Source organism: Pseudomonas sp. OG7, from assembly GCF_014192825.1.
GTDB lineage: Bacteria > Pseudomonadota > Gammaproteobacteria > Pseudomonadales > Pseudomonadaceae > Aquipseudomonas > Aquipseudomonas monteilii.
Genome location: NZ_JACHYK010000001.1, coordinates 954665 through 973119 on the forward strand (window position 1 = coordinate 954665; position 18455 = coordinate 973119).

The window sequence follows — 18455 nt, forward strand, 5'->3', positions numbered from 1 at the left end:
ATGCGCAGGCTGCTCCATCTCCGGCACCCGCCGGCCCTGCGACTGCGAGCCGCCGAACTTACCAGATAGATCGGGGGTGCGCTACCCCGCCTGTTACTGGCAATTGACAGCGGCCTGAGCCGTACGTTCGGTAGCGTGCAGAGGTAGAATCTCCAGTTTAGACCCAATTGAGAGAAGGTCATGGCCCACCCCTACAGTGCGCGCAGTCGCGCCATCGAACCCTTCCATGTCATGGCACTGCTGGCCCGGGCCAACGAGCTGCAGGCGGCCGGGCACGACGTGATCCACCTGGAAATCGGCGAACCGGACTTCACCACTGCCACACCGATCGTCGCCGCCGGGCAGGCAGCGTTGGCCGCCGGGCACACCCGCTACACCGCTGCACGTGGGCTGCCACAACTGCGCGAAGCCATTGCCGGCTTTTATGGCCAGCGGTATGGGCTGAGTATCGACCCGGAGCGCATCCTCATCACCCCGGGGGGCTCTGGTGCATTGCTGTTGGCCACCAGCCTGTTGGTTGACCCAGGCAAGCACTGGCTGCTGGCGGACCCGGGCTACCCGTGCAACCGCCACTTCCTGCGCCTGGTCGAGGGTGGCGCGCAGTTGGTGCCGGTAGGGCCGGACGTGAATTACCAACTGACGGCCGACCTGGTCGAGCGTTACTGGGACAAGGACACGGTGGGCGCTCTGGTCGCTTCGCCGGCCAACCCGACCGGCACCGTGCTGGGGCGTGACGAGCTGGCCAGCCTTGCCAGGGCCACCCATGAGCGTCACGGCCACCTGGTGGTGGACGAGATCTACCATGGCCTTACCTATGGCATGGACGCGCCAAGCGTGCTGGAAGTCGACAACTCGGCGTTCGTCCTGAATAGTTTTTCCAAGTATTTCGGCATGACCGGTTGGCGCCTCGGCTGGCTGGTGGCGCCGCCCGGCGCAGTGGCCGATCTGGAAAAACTGGCGCAGAACCTGTACATCAGCGCACCTAGCATGGCGCAGCATGCCGCTCTGGCATGCTTCCAGCCGGAAACCCTGGCCATTTTCGAAGAACGCCGCGCCGAATTCGCCCGCCGTCGCGACTACCTGTTGCCAGCCCTGCGCGAACTGGGCTTCCGCATTGCCGTCGAGCCACAGGGCGCGTTCTACCTGTATGCCGACATCAGTGCCTTTGGCGGTGATGCGTTCGCCTTCTGTCGGCACTTCCTCGAAACCGAGCACCTGGCCTTCACGCCGGGCCTGGACTTCGGCCGCCACCTGGCCGGCCACCATGTGCGCTTTGCCTACACCCAGAGCCTGCCACGCCTGGAGGAGGCGGTGCAGCGCATTGCCCGTGGCCTGCGGAGCTGGCAAGGCTGATGCGTTTCTCTCCTTCACTTGAGCAGGGCCGCCTGCTGCGCCGCTACAAGCGCTTTCTGGCCGATATCGAACTGGCCAACGGTGAACAGCTGACCATTCACTGCCCGAACACCGGCTCCATGCTCAACTGCATGCGTGAAGGCGGGCAGGTGTGGTTCAGCCGCTCCAACGACCCCAAGCGCAAGCTGCCGGGCACCTGGGAAATCAGCGAAACGCCGCAGGGTCGGCTGGCCTGTGTGAATACCGGGCGGGCCAATGCGCTGGTCGAGGAGGCACTGCGGGCAGACGTGATTACCGAGCTGGCCGGCTTCACGGCGCTCAAGCGCGAAGTGGCTTACGGCGAGGAAGGCAGCCGGATCGACTTTCGCCTGGAGTTTGACGGTGCCCCCGTGTATGTCGAGGTCAAGAGCGTGACCTTGGGCTACCCCGACAGCACGGTCGCAGCGTTCCCGGATGCGGTGACGCAGCGCGGTGCCAAGCACCTGCGCGAGTTGGCCACGCTGGCCCGGCAGGGCGTGCGGGCGGTACAACTGTATTGTGTGAACCTGACCGGTATCGATGCCGTGCGCCCGGCCGAGGAAATCGACGGTGCCTACGCTCAGGCGCTGCGTGCCGCAGTGGCCGACGGAGTGGAGGTACTGGCTTACGGGACCCGCCTGGACGCTGAAGGCATCGTCATCGACCGCCGCTTGTCAGTGCTGCTCAACCCTTGAACCAGATGCCCTGGCTGTCTTCGTGGCAGCCCATGGGCTGAAGTTGCTCTCCTTCACAGGGGCCGGCCACACATTCGCCGCTTTCTATCAGGAACAGCGCGCCATGGTGGGCACAGTGGATGAGGCTGGCGCTGTCATCCAGAAACGCGTCTTCTGCCCAGTTCAGCGGGATCCCCCGATGCGGGCAGCGGTTGCGGTACAGGTACACCTGGCCCTGGCGGCGCACGCCGAACAGTTCGACGCCGTCTACGCTGAAGGCGCGGCTTTGGCCTTCGGCCAGGCCGTGGGAGGTACAAAGGAAGTGCATGGCAAGGACGACTCGTGAAACAGATGATGGCTTGACGCACCAATGCGAATAATTATCAAATTGCCCGCATTCGCTGCGCCTGGCTACCTATGGTGCGCAGTTCTGCCGCTCGCCACAAGGCGCGCGGCCCGCCTTCAGAAGGAACCCGATGATGCGCCGTCCCGTCGCCTTGCTCGCGCTGTGCGCAAACCTTGTGCTCTCTACCCAGGCCTTGGCGGCCGAGCTGCCGCAACGCTGGGTCAGCGCGGGTGGTGCACTGAGTGAGTGGATAACTGCGCTGGGCGGTGAAGCGCGGCTGGTGGGGGTTGATACCACCAGCCAGCACCCGGCATCGTTGAAATCACTGCCTAGCGTGGGTTACCAGCGGCAACTGTCGGCAGAAGGCATCCTCAGTCTGCGACCGGATGTGTTGGTGGGCACCGAAGAAATGGGCCCGCCACCGGTGCTCGCGCAAATCCGCAAGGCGGGTGTGCAGGTGGAGTTGTTTTCCAGCAAGGCCGAGCTGTCGGCGGTGGATGAAAACCTCGAGCACCTGGGCCAGTTGCTTGGCGCCGAGCAGCAAGCGTCGGCGTTGGCGGCCAGTTACCACCAGCAAGTTGAGGGTTTGCAGGTCAAGGTCAAGCAGGCCCAGGCAGGGCACAAGGCGCCGGGCGTGCTGCTACTCGTCGGGCATGCCGGTGCCAAGCCGCTGATTGCCGGGCAGGGCACTGCGGGTGACTGGCTGTTGGGCCAGGCGGGTGGGCGTAACCTGGCAGCGCATCAGGGTTACAAGAATTTCTCCAACGAAGCACTGGCTGCACTGGACCCGGATGTGATCGTGTTCTCCGACCGGGCGCTGGCCGATGAGCAGGCCTTGCAGGCGCTGCTGAAAGAGAACCCTGCGCTGGCGGCGTCCCGTGCGGTGCGTGAGAAGCGCCTTGTATCGCTTGACCCAACATTGCTGGTCGGCGGTCTTGGGCCACGACTGCCGGCTACCTTGCAGTCGCTGGCTGCCAACTTCTACCCGGCGGCCAAGGCCAGCTTTGCACAATGAAGCAGCGGGTGCAGCCACGTACGTTGTTCATTTGCCTGAGCCTGTTGTGCCTGTTGGCGGTCTGGCTGTCGTTGGCCTTGGGGCCGGTCAGCCTGCCGCTGTTCGACACCCTGCGTGCCGGCCTGCGCCTGCTGGGGCTGCCGATTGCGGCTGACGGCCTGCAACAGGCCGAGATGATCCTGGGCCAGATCCGCCTGCCGCGTACCCTGTTGGGGTTCGCGGTGGGCGCGGTGCTGGCGCTGTCCGGTGTGGCCATGCAGGGGCTGTTCCGTAACCCGCTGGCCGACCCAGGGCTGGTGGGGGTGGCCGCCGGGGCTGCGATGGGGGCTGCGGTCGCGATTGTCGGTGGTGCCTGGTTTGGTGGCATGCCGGAGGCCTTCGCGCCCTATTTGCTGTCCTTTTGCGCGTTTGTCGGGGGGCTTGGGGTAACCGCGCTGGTTTACCGCCTGGGGCGGCGCGATGGGCAGACAAACGTAGCCACGATGCTGCTGGCCGGTGTGGCCATGACCGCGCTGGGCGGTGCGGCCGTGGGGCTGTTCTCCTACCTGGCCGACGACGCTACCCTGCGCACCCTGACGTTCTGGAACCTCGGTAGCCTGAATGGCGCCAGCTACGAGCGGCTGTGGCCGTTGCTGCTGGTGGCCGCGGGTGTGGCGGTGTGGTTGCCACGCCGCGCCAAGGCGCTGAATGCGCTGTTGCTGGGTGAGTCGGAGGCACGCCACCTGGGCGTTGATGTGGAGCGGCTCAAGCGTGAGCTGGTGTTCTGCACGGCGCTGGGGGTGGGGGCAGCAGTGGCTGCCGCCGGGCTGATCGGTTTCATCGGCCTGGTGGTGCCACACCTGGTGCGCTTGCTGGCCGGGCCTGATCACCGGGTGGTGCTGCCGGCTTCGTTGCTGGCGGGCGGCGTGCTGATGCTGTTCGCCGACCTGGCCGCGCGGCTGCTGCTGGCGCCTGCCGAGTTGCCGATCGGTATCGTCACGGCCTTTATCGGTGCGCCGTTCTTCCTGTTCCTGCTGATACGAGGGCGCAGCTGATGTTGCAAGTGGAAGGGCTGCACCTGCGGCGGGGCAGCAATGAGGTGCTGCACGACATTCACCTGCAACTGAGCCCGGGGCAGGTTGTGGGTGTGCTAGGCCCCAACGGTGCCGGCAAAAGCAGCCTGTTGGGGGTGTTGTGTGGCGAACTGGCACCGGACCGTGGGCAGGTAACGCTACAGGGACGGCCATTGGCTGACTGGGGTGGGCAGGAGCGTGCCAGGCGCCTGGCCGTGCTGCCGCAGGTGTCCAGCCTGGGCTTCTCGTTCCGGGTGGAAGAGGTTGTGAGCATGGGGCGCATGCCGCATGGCACCGGGCAGCGGCGCGATGCAGAAATTGTTGCAGCGGCCTTGCAGGCGGCAGATGCCTGGCATCTGGTGGACCGCAGTTACCTGGCGTTATCGGGAGGAGAGCGGCAGCGAGTACACCTGGCCCGCGTGCTGGCGCAGTTGTGGCCGGGCGAAGAGGGCACCACGCTGCTGCTCGACGAGCCCACCTCGATGCTCGACCCGCTGCACCAGCACACGACGCTGGAGTCTGTACGCCGTTTCGCCGACCGTGGCGCCGCAGTGCTGGTGATCCTGCACGACTTGAACCTAGCGGCGCGTTACTGTGACCGTATCCTGTTGCTGGAACAGGGGCGCTGCCATGCCTTTGCCACGCCCGAGGCGGTGTTGACACCTGCTGCGTTGAAAGCGGTATACGGAATTGACGTGCTGGTGCAGGCGCACCCGGAGCGTGGGCATCCACTGATCATCACCCGCTAGGAGGCATTGCCGATGCGTCATCTGCTGCTGTCTGGTCTCATGCTATGCCTGATGCTGTCACTGGGTGGCTGCCAGGCCAGCTTGCCGCCATTACCCGCCTGGCAGAGCAGTGAAGGGCGCGCGTATGCCGAGTTGGGGCACATCATCGACCTTGCCAGTGGTCAGGTGATCAGCCCTGCGCAGCTGGTGCAGCGCTTGGCAGACGCTCCCCAAGTCATGGTGGGCGAGAAGCACGACAACCCCGATCATCATGCGCTGCAGCTTTGGCTGCTACGCGCTTTGCACGCTCGGCGCGCGCAAGGCAGCCTCTTGCTGGAAATGCTGCAGCCCGAGCAGCAACCGCTGGTCGACAAGGTGCAGGCGCATGCTTTGCCGGCAGACTTGCCCAAGGCCCTGGCGTGGCAAGAGGGTTGGGACTGGAAGTTGTACGGGCCGATCGTGCGTGAGGCCTTGCAGCTGCGTGTGCCGCTGCTGGCGGCCAACCTGTCGCCTGGCGAGATGCGCCAGGCTTATCGGCAGCCCGCTTCGTTAAAGGGTGATAAGTCCAATGCTCCAACGGTAAAGGCTGCGTTGCTGGAGCAAGTGCGCGCTGGGCACTGCGGGATGCTGCCTGAAAGCCAGTTGCCAGCGATGCTTGCCGTGCAGCAACAGCGCGACCGGCGCATGGCCGAGCGCTTGCTGGCGGCACCGCAGCCGGCGTTGCTGTTCGCAGGGGCCTTCCACGCGCGCAAGGACCTGGGCGTGCCACTGCATCTGGCTGATCTGGGCGCATCGGGGCAGAGCAAGGTACTGCTGCTTACCGAGGTGGGCGAGCAGGTTGAGCCGGGCGAGGCGGACTACGTGTGGTACACGGCGGCGATGCCGGAGCAGGACTATTGCGCGCAGTTTCGTCAGTAATGTGAGCGGTGACAGGGTCAGGCCAGGCGACACAAAACCTGCAGGCAAAAAAAGACCCGGCAAATTGCCGGGTCAATAACCGTGATTAGCCTGATGAGGAGATAATCTGAGAGTCGGAACCAGGGGCTCTTAGCTTATCCAACCAGTCTCGCGACCAGTTGTGATAATCATAACAATTCTCATTTAGCAGTCAATCCCCTTTTCACGATTATTTTGGATTTTTTTGCGGAGGGTTCTTCGCGTCGAGTTGTTGGTTGAGTGCTTCTTTGCGTTCGAGCGGCAAATCGTTCCAGTGCATGTCCAGCAGGGCGCCTTCAATGGCATACAACAGCACCTTTGATGCGCGAAACCCTCGTGTCTTCACGGCCTGGTACGCACCCACCGCGCCCAGGCGGCGCAAATCCGATGCACTGTGAATGCCGGCTGCGTGCAGCCACTGCGCAGAGGTCTTGCCAAGGTTCTTCAGATGCTGCAATTCATCGTTCATCGAGCCTCCTTGCGATGGCTGAACGGGTCTGGGGGATAAATCGCGAGCAGGTCAGAGAGGAGTGTAGCGGGGGTTGGGAAATGCGCGGCCTTTTGCCATCGGGGGTGACGAGATGCCTTGAGGAGCATGTGCCGGCCTCTTCGCGGGTAAACCCGCGAGAGGCCGGCACATGAAAGCGGCAAACTTACAGCCCAGGCAAGCGCTGGCGAATCTGCTCGATCACCTGGTCCATGCTGCCGGCGGTCTGGGTATCGACCTGGGTGCTTTGCACAAGCTCCTGTCCATCCAGCGGCTCACGGCTGGCCTGTTGCGCCTTGACCACTTCCAGCGTGGCATCCGACGGGTCGCTGTTCTGCGCCTGGCGCTGCTCCAGCCAGCTGGCGATGACCGCATCCGGGGCGTGGCAGTCGAGGATCAGGAATGGCACACCGGTCTGGCTGGCAACGTCGGCCGCAGCCTGGCGCTGCTCACGCTTGAGGTACGTGGCATCCAGTACCACCGGGAAACCGGCACGCAGCACGGTTGCCGCCACTTCGTGCAGGCGCTGGTAGGTCGCTACATTGGCGTCCTGGCCATAGATACCGGTGCTCAGCGGGCCAGCGTCGGCCTGCTGTTGTTCACCGAACAGGCGCTTGCGCTCGACATCAGAGCGCACGCGAATGGCGCCCAAGGCCTCCACCAGGCGCATTGCTACATGGCTCTTGCCCACTGCCGAAACGCCATGGGTGATGGCCAGGAGACGCGAAGGAATGGCGCTGTAGCTTTCTGCCAGGTTGGCGTAGTTGCGGTAGGTGCGCAGGGTGGTGGCCCGTTGTACGCCATCGGCATTGGCCGGCATGCTGAACAGCGCGACCTTGGCCCGTACCAGGGCGCGATAGGCTTTGTAGAAGTTGAGCACTTCCAGGCCTTCATAATCCCCCGTCAGCTCCAGGTACTGGCTGATGAAGCGTCGTGCCAGGCACTTGAGGCCGCGGTCTTCCAGGTCCATGGCGAGGAAGCCGGTGTCGGCCCAGACATCGGTCTTGCGGAACGGTTCGTTGAACTCGATGCAGTCGAAGATCACCACCTGGCCGTTGATCAGGGTGGCGTTGCCCAGATGGATGTCGCCATGGCACTCGCGGGTGAAACCATTGGCCTTGCGTGAGGCAAACAGGCCTTGCAGCCGCTCGAAACTGCTCCGCGCCCAGGCTTGCAGGTTGTCCAGTTGCAGCAGGTCCGCCTTGTCGGTGAGGAATGGGCGGATCTGCTCGAAGTTCTGCTCGACCGGAGCCATGACGCTTTCAGGCGAACCGTAGGGCTGCTCGGCAGATACCTTGGGGGTCTGCAGGTGGAACTCGGCGATTTGCCGGGCCATCTGGTCGATGTGCGCGGCATTCAGTTCGCCGTTGGCCTGCAGGGTGCTGAGCATCTGCCCCTGGGGGAACTGGCGCATCTTCAGCGCGTATTCGATGGCCTCGCCTTCGCCACCGATCTGCGGCGCATCGACGCTACCGGTGATCGGCAACACTTCCAGGTAAAGGCCGTCGGTCATGCGCTGGTTCAAGCGCAACTCTTCGTTACAGAAATGCTGGCGCTGGTCCAGGCTGGTGAAGTCGAGGAATCCGAAGTTCATCGGTTTCTTGATCTTGTAGGCATACTCGCCGGTGAGCAGCACCCAGGAGATATGCGTCTCGATGAGCTGGAACCCATCCACAGGGTGAGGGTACAGGGCTGGGTTCTGCAACGCAGTGATAAGAGCTTGGCTCACGGCAAATCCTTCCGGGGCAAGGGAATTCGAATGCGCCATTATGGTCAATGGTGCCGTCCCTGCCTACCGCCGGGCCGTCTGCCCAGCCTTTATAAAGTGCGTATAATCCGCCGCCATGACCCGAACCCGAAATCCCCGTACCCCTCCGAAACGCCCGACCGGCCGCTCCCGCGCCTGGCTGGGCTGGGCTTTGAAGCTCAGCCTGGTAGGCCTGGTGATCGTTGCCGGCTTCGCGGTTTACCTCGATGCCGTTGTGCAGGAGAAGTTCTCCGGCAAGCGCTGGACCATCCCGGCCAAGGTGTATGCCCGGCCACTGGAGTTGTTCACCGGCCAGAAACTGAGCAAGAACGACTTCCTCACCGAGCTCGATGCGCTCGGTTACCGCCGTGAAAGTGCGGCCAACGGCCCGGGTGCTGCGGCGATCAACGGTAATACCGTCGACCTCAATACCCGAGGCTTCCAGTTCTACGAGGGCATGGAGCCGGCGCAGTTCGTGCGCGTGCGTTTCTCGGGCGATTACGTGGCGGGCCTTTCCGGCGCCAACGGCAAGGCACTGGATGTGGTGCGCCTGGAGCCGCTGATGATTGGCGGTATCTACCCGAAAAACCTCGAAGACCGCATCCTGATCAAGATCGACCAGGTGCCCAAGTACCTGCTCGAAACCCTGGTGGCCACCGAAGACCGCGACTTCTACAGCCACTTTGGTGTGTCGCCCAAGTCCATCGCCCGGGCCATGTGGGTCAACACCTCGTCCGGCTCGATGCGCCAGGGTGGCAGTACCCTGACCCAGCAGTTGGTGAAAAACTTCTACCTCAGCAGCGAGCGCAGCCTCAGCCGCAAGCTGACCGAGGCGATGATGGCGGTGCTACTGGAGCTGCACTACGACAAGCGCGAAATCCTGGAGGCCTACCTCAACGAGGTGTTCGTCGGTCAGGACGGCCAGCGTGCCGTTCACGGCTTCGGTTTGGCCAGCCAGTTCTTCTTCAGCCAGCCGCTGTCGGAGCTGAAACTGCACCAGATCGCCTTGCTGGTAGGCATGGTCAAAGGCCCGTCCTACTACAACCCACGGCGTTACCCTGACCGCGCCCTGGCCCGCCGTAACCTGGTGCTGGACCTGGTGGCCGAGCAAGGCGTGGCCAGTCAGGCAGAAGTCGATGCAGCGAAGAAGATGCCGCTGGGCGTGACCAAGCGTGGCAGCCTGGCCGACAGCTCGTTCCCGGCCTTCCTCGACCTGGTCAAGCGCCAGTTGCGCCAGGACTACCGCGACGAAGACTTGACCGAAGAAGGGCTGCGTATCTTCACCAGTTTCGACCCGATCCTGCAGATGAAGGCCGAGACCTCGATGAACGAGACCTTCAAGCGCCTGGCGGGGCGCAAGGGCGCTGACGAGGTGGAGTCGGCAATGGTCGTGACCAACCCGGAAACCGGTGAAGTACAAGCCCTGATCGGAAGCCGCCAGGCAGGCTTCGCCGGCTTCAACCGGGCCATCGACGCTGTGCGCCCGATCGGCTCGCTGGTCAAACCGTCGGTGTACCTGACGGCGCTGGAGCAGCCGAGCAAGTACACCCTGACCAGCTGGGTGCAGGACGAGCCATTCTCGGTCAAAGGTGCCGACGGCCAGGTCTGGCGCCCGCAAAACTATGACCGCCGCCCGCACGGGACCATCTACCTGTATCAGGGGTTGGCCAACTCGTACAACTTGTCGACCGCCAAGCTCGGTCTGGAAGTGGGCGTGCCCAACGTGATCAAGACCATCGGCCGTCTGGGGGTGAATGTCGACTGGCCAGCCTTCCCGGCCATGCTGCTGGGTGCCGGTGGCATGTCGCCGATGCAGGTTGCGACCATGTACCAGACCATCGCCAACGGCGGCTTCAATACACCGATGCGCGGTATCCGCAGCGTGCTCACTGCCGAAGGCGAACCGCTCAAGCGCTACCCGTTCCAGATCCAGCAAACCTTCGACCCGGGCGCCATCTATCTGGTGCAGAACGCCATGCAGCGGGTGATGCGTGAAGGTACCGGGCGCTCCGTGTACAACACGCTGCCACGCTCGCTGACCCTGGCGGGCAAGACCGGTACCAGTAACGACTCGCGCGACAGCTGGTTCTCCGGCTTCAGCCAGGACCTGCTGGCCGTGGTGTGGATGGGCCGTGACGATAATGGCAAAACGCCATTTACCGGTGCCACCGGTGCCCTGCAGGTCTGGACCAGCTTCATGAAGAAGGCCGACCCGCTGCCGCTGGACATGCCGCAGCCGGACAACGTGGTGCAGGCCTGGATCGACCCGTACACGGGTCATGGGTCTGATGCCAGCTGTCCGGGAGCGGTGCAGATGCCGTATATTCGCGGCAGTGAGCCCCCCGCCGGCGCGACCTGTGGCGGCGAGCAGGACCCAGTCGAATCGGTCATGGACTGGGTCAAGGGCTGGATGAACTAAGCACAGGCTGCATTGATGAGGTGTGACGTGAACAAGTGGCTGTTTCCTGCCGTGACGGCGCTGGCAGTGCTCCAGGGGTGCTCCAGCGTCCCGCGCGGCAATATTCCGGTGGTCGATTCGAGCACCCGCGTGTCCAACAGCGAACGCGTAACAGCCAACCGCACGGCGGGTGGCTATAACACGGGCACCGCCCAGGCGCAGACGCTACCCGAGGATTCTGGCGTCACCGTGATGATCCCGCAGGGCGCTGGCGCCTCGGGCATCCAGACGTTCCCGGCGGCCAATGGTGCGGCGCCAATCAGCACCTCGCCGATCACGCCTGGCCCGATTACCCCAGGCCCGGTAAGTTCGGCGCCAATGACCACCAATCCAAACCCGATCGCCGACGAACCGTTCGACATCGCCGCGATGAACAGCACCCCGCAGAGCACCAGCGCGCCAACCGGCATTCCGCGCAGCAGTGCTGCCGGCGGGCTGTCTGCCGACGAGCAACTCGACGGCCCGGTACTGGCATTGCTGACCACCGCCAAGACCCAGCAGGGCAGTGGCGACTTCAACGGCGCCGCGTCTAGCCTGGAGCGTGCCCAACGCATTGCCCCGCGCGAGCCGCAGGTGTTGTACCGCCTCGCCCAGGTGCGCCTGTCGCAGGGTGATGCGGCGCAGGCCGAGCAGCTGGCGCGCCGCGCGCTCACTTACGCCAACGGCCGCCCAAGCCTGCAGGCCGAGCTGTGGAACACCATCGCCCAGGCCCGTGAAAAGCAGGGTGACAGCGCGGGTGCCGCACTGGCTCGGCAAAAAGCGCGGGTCAATTCGTAATGATCGAGCAACGCATTCTGGACATTGCCGACCACCTGTTGCTGATCGAGCGAGAGCTGCAGGTGCAAGGCTGGTGGGATGACGAACCGCCAAGCGACGAGGCATTGGCCAGTACCGTGCCGTTCGCCGTCGATACCCTCAGTTTCGAGCAATGGCTGCAATGGATCTTCCTGCCCCGCATGAAGATCATCATCGAGCTGGGCCACCCGCTGCCCAACGCGTCGAGCATTCTCGTCATGGCCGAAACCGTGTTTACCGACCGCCCGGAGCAAAGTCGTGAGCTTCGCCGCCTGTTGGCAGCTTTTGACCAATTGATCGCTCCTTCCGCCTGATTTCTTCAGTTTTTCCTTCAAGGGCCGCAGATTGTGGCCCTTTTTTTGGGAAATCTTATTAATTCTGCTGCTGAAGCGATTTTTAGTGGTGGCAGGAATTCATCTTGGGGAAAAATTGGCAATAATTTTTCTTGACTTGTTGGCGCCGAATCACAAGAATCCAACTTCCGCTGTAGAGGGACTGCCAGAAGCAGACCCGCTAAGCAGATCATGAGGTGCACACCCGCACCGACCTGTTACACCCCGCAACGCGTTACCTCGCGCTGGGTGGGAAAACCCCGCAACACTCTGGGGTGCTCCCAATACTTGCTCAGTCAGTGCTGACGTTCGCTCATGCTCTGCTTGGCAGTAAACCTATTAAGACCCGTCCAGTGAGGGCGGTATTCTGGCGTTTTAGAGGTGAACAACGTGGAGCTTTTATCTGGCGCTGAGATGGTCGTCCGCTTCTTGCGTGACGAAGGCGTTAAGCACATCTACGGGTACCCTGGTGGTGCTCTCCTGCATGTTTACGACGCATTGTTCAAAGAACCGGAAGTGGAACACATCCTGGTTCGTCACGAGCAGGCGGCAACCCATATGGCGGACGGCTACGCCCGCGCCACCGGCAAGGCCGGTGTGGTGCTGGTAACCTCCGGCCCGGGCGCGACCAATGCCATTACCGGCATTGCCACCGCCTACATGGACTCCATTCCGATGGTCATCCTGTCCGGCCAGGTGCCTAGCACCATGGTGGGTACCGATGCCTTCCAGGAAACCGACATGATCGGTATCTCGCGGCCGATCGTGAAGCACAGCTTCATGATCAAGAACCCGACCGAGATCCCGGAAGTTCTGAAAAAAGCGTTCTACCTGGCGCAATCCGGTCGCCCAGGTCCAGTCGTGGTCGACATTCCAAAAGACATGACCAACCCGGCTGAGAAGTTCGAATACGTCTACCCGAAAAAGGTCAAGCTGCGTTCCTACAGCCCGGCGGTCCGTGGCCACTCCGGCCAGATCCGCAAGGCTGCCGAAATGCTGCTGGCGGCCAAGCGCCCGATCGTCTACTCCGGCGGTGGCGTGATCCTCGGCGGTGGCTCCGAAGCCCTGACCGAAATTGCCAAGTCGCTGAACCTGCCGGTCACCAATACCCTGATGGGCCTCGGTGGCTTCCCGGGTACCGACCGCCAGTTCCTCGGCATGCTCGGCATGCACGGCAGCTTCACCGCCAACATGGCCATGCACAACGCCGACGTGATCCTTGCCGTGGGCGCGCGTTTTGACGACCGCGTGGTCAACGGCCCGGCCAAGTTCTGCCCAAACGCCAAGATCATCCACATCGACATCGACCCGGCGTCGATCTCCAAGATGATCAAGGCCGACGTGCCAATCGTAGGGCCGGTCGACAGCGTGCTCAGCGAAATGCTCGGCATCCTCAAGGAAATCGGCGAGCAGCCTGACAAGGTTGCGTTGGATGCCTGGTGGAAGCAGATCGACGAATGGCGTGGCAATGGCGAGCTGTTCCCTTACGACAAGGGCGACGGCAACGTCATCAAGCCGCAGAAAGTCATCGAGACCCTGTGCGAAGTGACCCATGGCGATGCCTTCGTCACCTCCGACGTGGGCCAGCACCAGATGTTCGCGGCGCAGTACTACCGCTTCAACAAGCCGAACCGCTGGATCAACTCCGGTGGCCTGGGCACCATGGGCTTCGGCTTCCCGGCGGCGATGGGCGTCAAGCTCAACTTCCCGGACCAGGACGTCGCCTGTGTGACTGGCGAAGGCAGCATCCAGATGAACATCCAGGAGCTGTCCACCTGCATGCAGTACGGCCTGCCGGTGAAGATCGTCAACCTGAACAACGGTGTGTTGGGCATGGTTCGCCAGTGGCAGGACATGGCCTACAACGGTCGTCACTCGCACTCGTACGTCGAATCGCTGCCTGACTTCATCAAGCTGGCCGAGGCCTATGGCCATGTGGGTATCCGCATCACCAGCCTGAAGGACCTCAAGCCGAAGCTGGAAGAAGCGTTTGCGATGAAGGACCGCCTGGTGTTCATCGACATCGCGGTTGACCGCAGTGAGCACGTCTATCCGATGCAGATCAAGGATGGCTCGATGCGTGACATGTGGCTGAGCAAGACGGAGCGTACCTGATATGCGGCACATCATTTCCCTGCTGCTGGAAAACGAACCCGGTGCTCTGTCCCGCGTGGTCGGCTTGTTCTCCCAGCGCAACTACAACATTGAAAGCCTGACCGTGGCGCCGACCGAAGACCCGACCCTGTCGCGTCTGACGCTGACCACCGTTGGCCATGACGAAGTGATCGAGCAGATCACCAAGAACCTGAACAAGCTGGTCGAAGTGGTCAAGCTTGTCGACCTGTCGGAAAGCGCTCACATCGAGCGTGAACTGATGCTGGTCAAGGTCAAGGCCACCGGTGCCCAGCGCGCCGAGATCAAGCGCACCACGGATATCTTCCGTGGCCAGATCGTCGATGTAACCGCCAGCGTGTACACCGTACAGCTGAGCGGTACCAGCGACAAACTGGACAGCTTCATCCAGGCGATCGGCACTGCATCGATTCTCGAAACCGTGCGCAGCGGCGTTACCGGCATTGCCCGTGGCGACAAAGTGCTCAGCATCTAAATTCAAAAATTAGCGATGGCTCCGCAGGGGCCGAGATATAACCAGGGGTATTTTCATGAAAGTTTTCTACGATAAAGACTGCGACCTTTCCATCATCCAGGGCAAGAAAGTCGCCATCATCGGTTACGGCTCCCAGGGCCACGCTCAGGCGTGCAACCTGAAGGACTCCGGTGTAGACGTTACTGTCGGTCTGCGTAAAGGTTCGGCTACCGTTGCCAAGGCTGAAGCCCACGGCCTGAAAGTTGCTGACGTTGCTACCGCTGTCGCTGCGGCTGACCTGGTCATGATCCTGACCCCGGACGAGTTCCAGGGCGCGCTGTACAAGAACGAGATCGAGCCGAACATCAAGAAGGGCGCTACCCTGGCCTTCTCGCACGGCTTCTCGATCCACTACAACCAGGTTGTGCCACGTGCCGACCTCGACGTGATCATGATCGCGCCGAAGGCCCCGGGCCACACCGTTCGCTCCGAGTTCGTCAAAGGCGGCGGCATCCCTGACCTGATCGCTATCTACCAGGACGCTTCGGGCAACGCCAAGAACGTCGCCCTGTCCTACGCTTCGGGCGTTGGCGGTGGCCGTACCGGCATCATCGAAACCACCTTCAAGGACGAGACCGAAACCGACCTGTTCGGTGAGCAAGCCGTTCTGTGCGGCGGTACCGTCGAGCTGGTCAAAGCCGGTTTCGAAACCCTGGTCGAAGCTGGCTACGCGCCAGAAATGGCCTACTTCGAGTGCTTGCACGAGCTGAAGCTGATCGTTGACCTCATGTACGAAGGCGGCATCGCCAACATGAACTACTCGATCTCCAACAACGCCGAATACGGTGAGTACGTCACTGGCCCGGAAGTCATCAACGAAGAATCCCGCAAGGCCATGCGCAACGCCCTGAAGCGCATCCAGGACGGCGAATACGCGAAGATGTTCATCTCCGAAGGTGCTACCAACTACCCATCGATGACCGCCAAGCGCCGCAACAACGCCGCTCACGGCATCGAAATCATCGGCGAGCAACTGCGTTCGATGATGCCGTGGATCTCGGCTAACAAAATCGTCGACAAGACCAAGAACTAAGTCTTATCGAAAGATTAAAAACGCGGCTTCGGCCGCGTTTTTTCGTTCTGGCAGTCCGCTTCTGGTATAAAGCAGACCAGTGGCCTGCCGTCAGAACCTGTTTCGCAGGCCCGTGTCGAACATTTTCCATCCTGTTGCAAGGTACCCTCCATGAGCGAACGTCCCGAAGAGCCGAACAAGCCCTCCGACGCCGAAAGCCTGCTACCTGTCGATGAGCACGTTGAAGAAGGGCATGACGCCGAAGGGCGCAAGGTGCGTCACCGCGGCATCTATTTGCTGCCCAACCTGTTTACCACCGCCAACCTGTTTGCCGGTTTCTATTCCATCATCAGCTCGATGAGCGCGCAGAGCGCCCTGAGTGCCGGTGACCCGCGTGAGGCGAGCAAGTACTTCGCCTTTGCCGCCATCGCCATCTTCGTGGCCATGGTGCTCGACGGCCTGGATGGCCGCGTTGCGCGCATGACCAATACCCAGAGTGCCTTCGGCGCCGAGTACGACTCGCTGTCGGACATGGTTGCCTTCGGCGTGGCCCCAGCCTTGCTGGCCTTCGGCTGGGCGCTGGGTGACATGGGCAAGGTCGGCTGGATGGTCGCCTTCATCTATGTGGCCGGTGCAGCGCTGCGCCTGGCACGCTTCAATACCCAGGTCGGCACCGCCGACAAGCGCTACTTCATTGGCCTGGCCAGCCCGGCTGCCGCAGGTGTGGTGGCGGGTACCGTGTGGGCGTTCAGCGACTACGGCATCCAGGGCTCCAAGCTGTCGTTCCTGGTGGCGCTGTTGGTAGCGGCTGCCGGCATGCTGATGGTCAGTAACATCAAGTACAACAGCTTCAAGGAGCTGGACCTCAAAGGGCGCGTACCGTTCGTGGCCATCCTGGCGGTGGTGCTGGTGTTTGCCGTGGTATTCAGCGATCCACCGCGCATCCTGCTGCTGATCTTCCTCGCCTATGCGGCATCGGGGCCGATCCAGTTCCTGTTGAAGGCGCGCCGGCGCAAAGCGTAAAAATCGCTTAATGCTGGAATAACCCTCCGGCTCCATAGTCTTACTGGTACATCCGTTATCCAGTGCTGTGGAGCCGCCCATGCTCATCAAGCTTCCCAGGTCTTCCGAGTGCAAGGCGTCGGAGATCACCCCCGAAGGCATCTACCTTTCCCGTCGCACCCTGCTGGGTGGCTCGTTGGCCGGCCTGGCGCTGGGTGCGTTACCGCGCATGGGGCTGGCGGCAGAGCCCAGTCGATATGCCGATGTCGAGGCAGGCAAGGCGCCAGGCTGGTTCAGTGACAAGCTTTCTTCTGCTCACTGGCAGGCTGTGACGGTGCAGGGGGAGGCGATCACGCCTTTCAAGGATGCCACCCACTACAACAACTTCTATGAATTCGGCCCCGACAAGGGCGACCCGGCGGCTAATGGCAGCAGCCTGCAGACCGAGCCATGGTCGGTTGTAGTGGATGGTGAGGTAGGTAAGCCAGGCCGATATGCGCTGGAAGACTTCGTTAAACCCTATCAGCTTGAAGAGCGCATCTACCGGTTGCGTTGCGTCGAAGCCTGGTCGATGGTCATTCCCTGGTTGGGCATTCCCTTGGCGCAGGTGCTCAAGCAGGTCGAGCCGACTTCGAAGGCGCGCTACGTGCGCTTCGAGACATTGAAAGACCCGCAGCATCTGCCGGGGCAGCGCTCCGGGTTCGCCCTGATCGACTGGCCTTATAGAGAGGGGTTGCGGCTGGATGAGGCAATGCACCCGCTGGCGATCCTGGCGGTGGGCATGTATGGGCGGGTGTTACCCAACCAGAATGGTGCGCCGTTGCGGTTGGTGGTGCCCTGGAAGTATGGCTTCAAGAGCATCAAGTCGATCGTGCGCATCAGCCTGGTGGCTGAACAGCCCGCGACCACTTGGCAAGGGTTGGCGCCGGATGAGTACGGCTTCTATGCCAACGTGAACCCGACGGTCGACCACCCGCGCTGGACCCAGGCGCGTGAGCGGCGCTTGCCCAGCGGGTTGTTCAGCCCCAATGTGCGTGAAACACAGATGTTCAATGGCTACGCTGATGAAGTGGCTTCACTGTACAGCGGGCTGGATCTGCGGAAGAACTATTGATGCGCTATCCCTGGTTTCGCCTGGCCATCTTCGTTGTGGGGTGCCTGTTCCCGGCGTGGTGGTTGTATGAGGCAGCGATGAATCTGCTGGGGCCGGACCCCGGCAAGGTCATGATGGATCGTCTTGGGCTCGGGGCGCTCACTTTCCTGCTGGTAACCTTGAGCATGACGCCGCTACAGAAGCTGACAGGCTGGTCGGGCTGGGTCGTGGTGCGTGGGCAGCTGGGGCTGTGGGTGTTTGCTTACATCGTGCTGCACATCCTGGCCTACCTTTTCTTTATTCTGGGGCTGGATTGGGGACAGCTGGCGGTGGAGCTGCGTAAGCGGCCTTACATTATTGTGGGGGCGCTGGGGTTTCTCGGCTTGCTGGCCTTGGCGGTGACCTCGAATCGCTACAGCCAGAGGCGGTTGGGGGCCAGGTGGAAAAAGTTGCACAGGTTGGTGTACGTGATTCTTGGCTTGGGGTTGCTGCACTTTTTGTGGATCGTGCGCTCGGACCTCAGGGAGTGGGCGATCTACGCAGGGGTTGGGACTTTACTGATGCTGCTGCGTATTCCGGCTATTACGCGTGCTCTGCCCAAGTTCGCCCGTGGGCGGGGTAGGGCAGTTTGAAACATTTCTGAAGATAAGGGTTGACGCGCTTTTGAATCCCCTTATAATGCGCCCCACTTCCAGCGACATCGGAACGAAAAACTCCTTGATATTCAATGAGTTAAATAGTTAAGGTGGCGTTGAAAGGG

18 protein-coding genes are annotated in these 18455 nt (G+C 62.2%); 15 read left to right on the top strand and 3 right to left on the bottom strand.

Annotated features, from left to right (window positions below):
- The first annotated feature begins 180 nt into the window (after positions 1-180).
- A complete protein-coding gene (locus FHW75_RS04390) occupies positions 181-1353 on the top strand; it encodes a pyridoxal phosphate-dependent aminotransferase (protein ID WP_025754258.1) in 1173 nt (390 codons plus the stop codon).
- The gene (gene sfsA / locus FHW75_RS04395; RefSeq protein WP_159266608.1) at positions 1353-2066 is read left to right on the top strand and encodes a DNA/RNA nuclease SfsA; all 714 of its coding nucleotides are present in this window, start codon (positions 1353-1355) and stop codon (positions 2064-2066) included. Before FHW75_RS04390 ends, sfsA begins: the two co-directional genes overlap by 1 nt.
- Here sfsA and FHW75_RS04400 read toward each other — a convergent pair.
- Positions 2056-2373 (bottom strand): Rieske (2Fe-2S) protein, encoded by a 318-nt coding sequence (locus FHW75_RS04400; RefSeq protein ID WP_016712065.1) that lies wholly within the window; start codon positions 2371-2373, stop codon positions 2056-2058. The genes sfsA and FHW75_RS04400 overlap by 11 nt on opposite strands.
- Before the next feature lie 148 nt (positions 2374-2521).
- On the opposite strand from FHW75_RS04400, the gene FHW75_RS04405 reads away from it, so the two are divergent.
- Genes FHW75_RS04405 through FHW75_RS04420 form a run of 4 tightly spaced genes read left to right on the top strand, consistent with a single transcriptional unit; the run spans position 2522 to position 6104 of the window.
- Complete coding sequence (locus FHW75_RS04405) at positions 2522-3406, top strand: hemin ABC transporter substrate-binding protein (protein WP_027610107.1); 885 nt, start codon at positions 2522-2524, stop codon at positions 3404-3406.
- Between the two features lie 50 nt (positions 3407-3456).
- Positions 3457-4440, top strand: a complete 984-nt coding sequence (locus FHW75_RS04410) for an iron ABC transporter permease (RefSeq protein ID WP_183673211.1) — start codon at positions 3457-3459, stop codon at positions 4438-4440.
- On the top strand, positions 4440-5207 hold the full coding sequence (locus FHW75_RS04415; RefSeq protein WP_027610108.1) for a heme ABC transporter ATP-binding protein: 768 nt from the start codon (positions 4440-4442) through the stop codon (positions 5205-5207). The genes FHW75_RS04410 and FHW75_RS04415 overlap by 1 nt, the downstream gene beginning before the upstream one ends.
- Before the next feature lie 12 nt (positions 5208-5219).
- Positions 5220-6104, top strand: a complete 885-nt coding sequence (locus FHW75_RS04420) for a ChaN family lipoprotein (RefSeq protein WP_161990152.1) — start codon at positions 5220-5222, stop codon at positions 6102-6104.
- A gap of 208 nt (positions 6105-6312) precedes the next feature.
- On the opposite strand, the gene FHW75_RS04425 is transcribed toward FHW75_RS04420, so the two are convergent.
- Both FHW75_RS04425 and FHW75_RS04430 read right to left on the bottom strand, forming a co-directional pair.
- Positions 6313-6591 (bottom strand): TfoX/Sxy family protein, encoded by a 279-nt coding sequence (locus tag FHW75_RS04425; protein ID WP_016712060.1) that lies wholly within the window; start codon positions 6589-6591, stop codon positions 6313-6315.
- A 184-nt stretch (positions 6592-6775) separates the two neighbouring features.
- Positions 6776-8338 carry a bifunctional aminoglycoside phosphotransferase/ATP-binding protein gene (locus tag FHW75_RS04430; RefSeq protein ID WP_183673193.1) on the bottom strand — a complete coding sequence of 521 codons (1563 nt, stop codon included), beginning with the start codon at positions 8336-8338 and terminating at the stop codon, positions 6776-6778.
- Between the two features lie 115 nt (positions 8339-8453).
- Between FHW75_RS04430 and mrcB the strand changes: the two genes are divergently transcribed.
- The 9 genes from mrcB to msrQ all read left to right on the top strand — a co-directional run bounded on the left by mrcB (position 8454) and on the right by msrQ (position 18327).
- Complete coding sequence (gene mrcB / locus FHW75_RS04435; RefSeq protein ID WP_016712058.1) at positions 8454-10775, top strand: penicillin-binding protein 1B; 2322 nt, start codon at positions 8454-8456, stop codon at positions 10773-10775.
- A gap of 15 nt (positions 10776-10790) precedes the next feature.
- The gene (locus FHW75_RS04440) at positions 10791-11591 is read left to right on the top strand and encodes a M48 family metallopeptidase (RefSeq protein ID WP_183673195.1); all 801 of its coding nucleotides are present in this window, start codon (positions 10791-10793) and stop codon (positions 11589-11591) included.
- A complete protein-coding gene (locus FHW75_RS04445; RefSeq protein WP_019099850.1) occupies positions 11591-11923 on the top strand; it encodes a YqcC family protein in 333 nt (110 codons plus the stop codon). The genes FHW75_RS04440 and FHW75_RS04445 overlap by 1 nt, the downstream gene beginning before the upstream one ends.
- A gap of 408 nt (positions 11924-12331) precedes the next feature.
- Positions 12332-14056, top strand: a complete 1725-nt coding sequence (locus tag FHW75_RS04450; protein WP_026020528.1) for an acetolactate synthase 3 large subunit — start codon at positions 12332-12334, stop codon at positions 14054-14056.
- Between the two features lies 1 nt (position 14057).
- On the top strand, positions 14058-14549 hold the full coding sequence (gene ilvN, locus FHW75_RS04455; RefSeq protein WP_003250040.1) for an acetolactate synthase small subunit: 492 nt from the start codon (positions 14058-14060) through the stop codon (positions 14547-14549).
- A 55-nt stretch (positions 14550-14604) separates the two neighbouring features.
- The gene (gene ilvC / locus FHW75_RS04460; protein ID WP_003250043.1) at positions 14605-15621 is read left to right on the top strand and encodes a ketol-acid reductoisomerase; all 1017 of its coding nucleotides are present in this window, start codon (positions 14605-14607) and stop codon (positions 15619-15621) included.
- 150 nt (positions 15622-15771) lie between these two features.
- The gene (gene pssA / locus FHW75_RS04465; RefSeq protein ID WP_003250045.1) at positions 15772-16623 is read left to right on the top strand and encodes a CDP-diacylglycerol--serine O-phosphatidyltransferase; all 852 of its coding nucleotides are present in this window, start codon (positions 15772-15774) and stop codon (positions 16621-16623) included.
- Positions 16624-16702: 79 nt separating this feature from the next.
- Positions 16703-17716 carry a protein-methionine-sulfoxide reductase catalytic subunit MsrP gene (msrP, locus tag FHW75_RS04470; RefSeq protein WP_019099849.1) on the top strand — a complete coding sequence of 338 codons (1014 nt, stop codon included), beginning with the start codon at positions 16703-16705 and terminating at the stop codon, positions 17714-17716.
- Positions 17716-18327, top strand: a complete 612-nt coding sequence (gene msrQ, locus FHW75_RS04475) for a protein-methionine-sulfoxide reductase heme-binding subunit MsrQ (RefSeq protein WP_183673197.1) — start codon at positions 17716-17718, stop codon at positions 18325-18327. Before msrP ends, msrQ begins: the two co-directional genes overlap by 1 nt.
- The last annotated feature ends 128 nt before the right edge of the window (positions 18328-18455 follow it).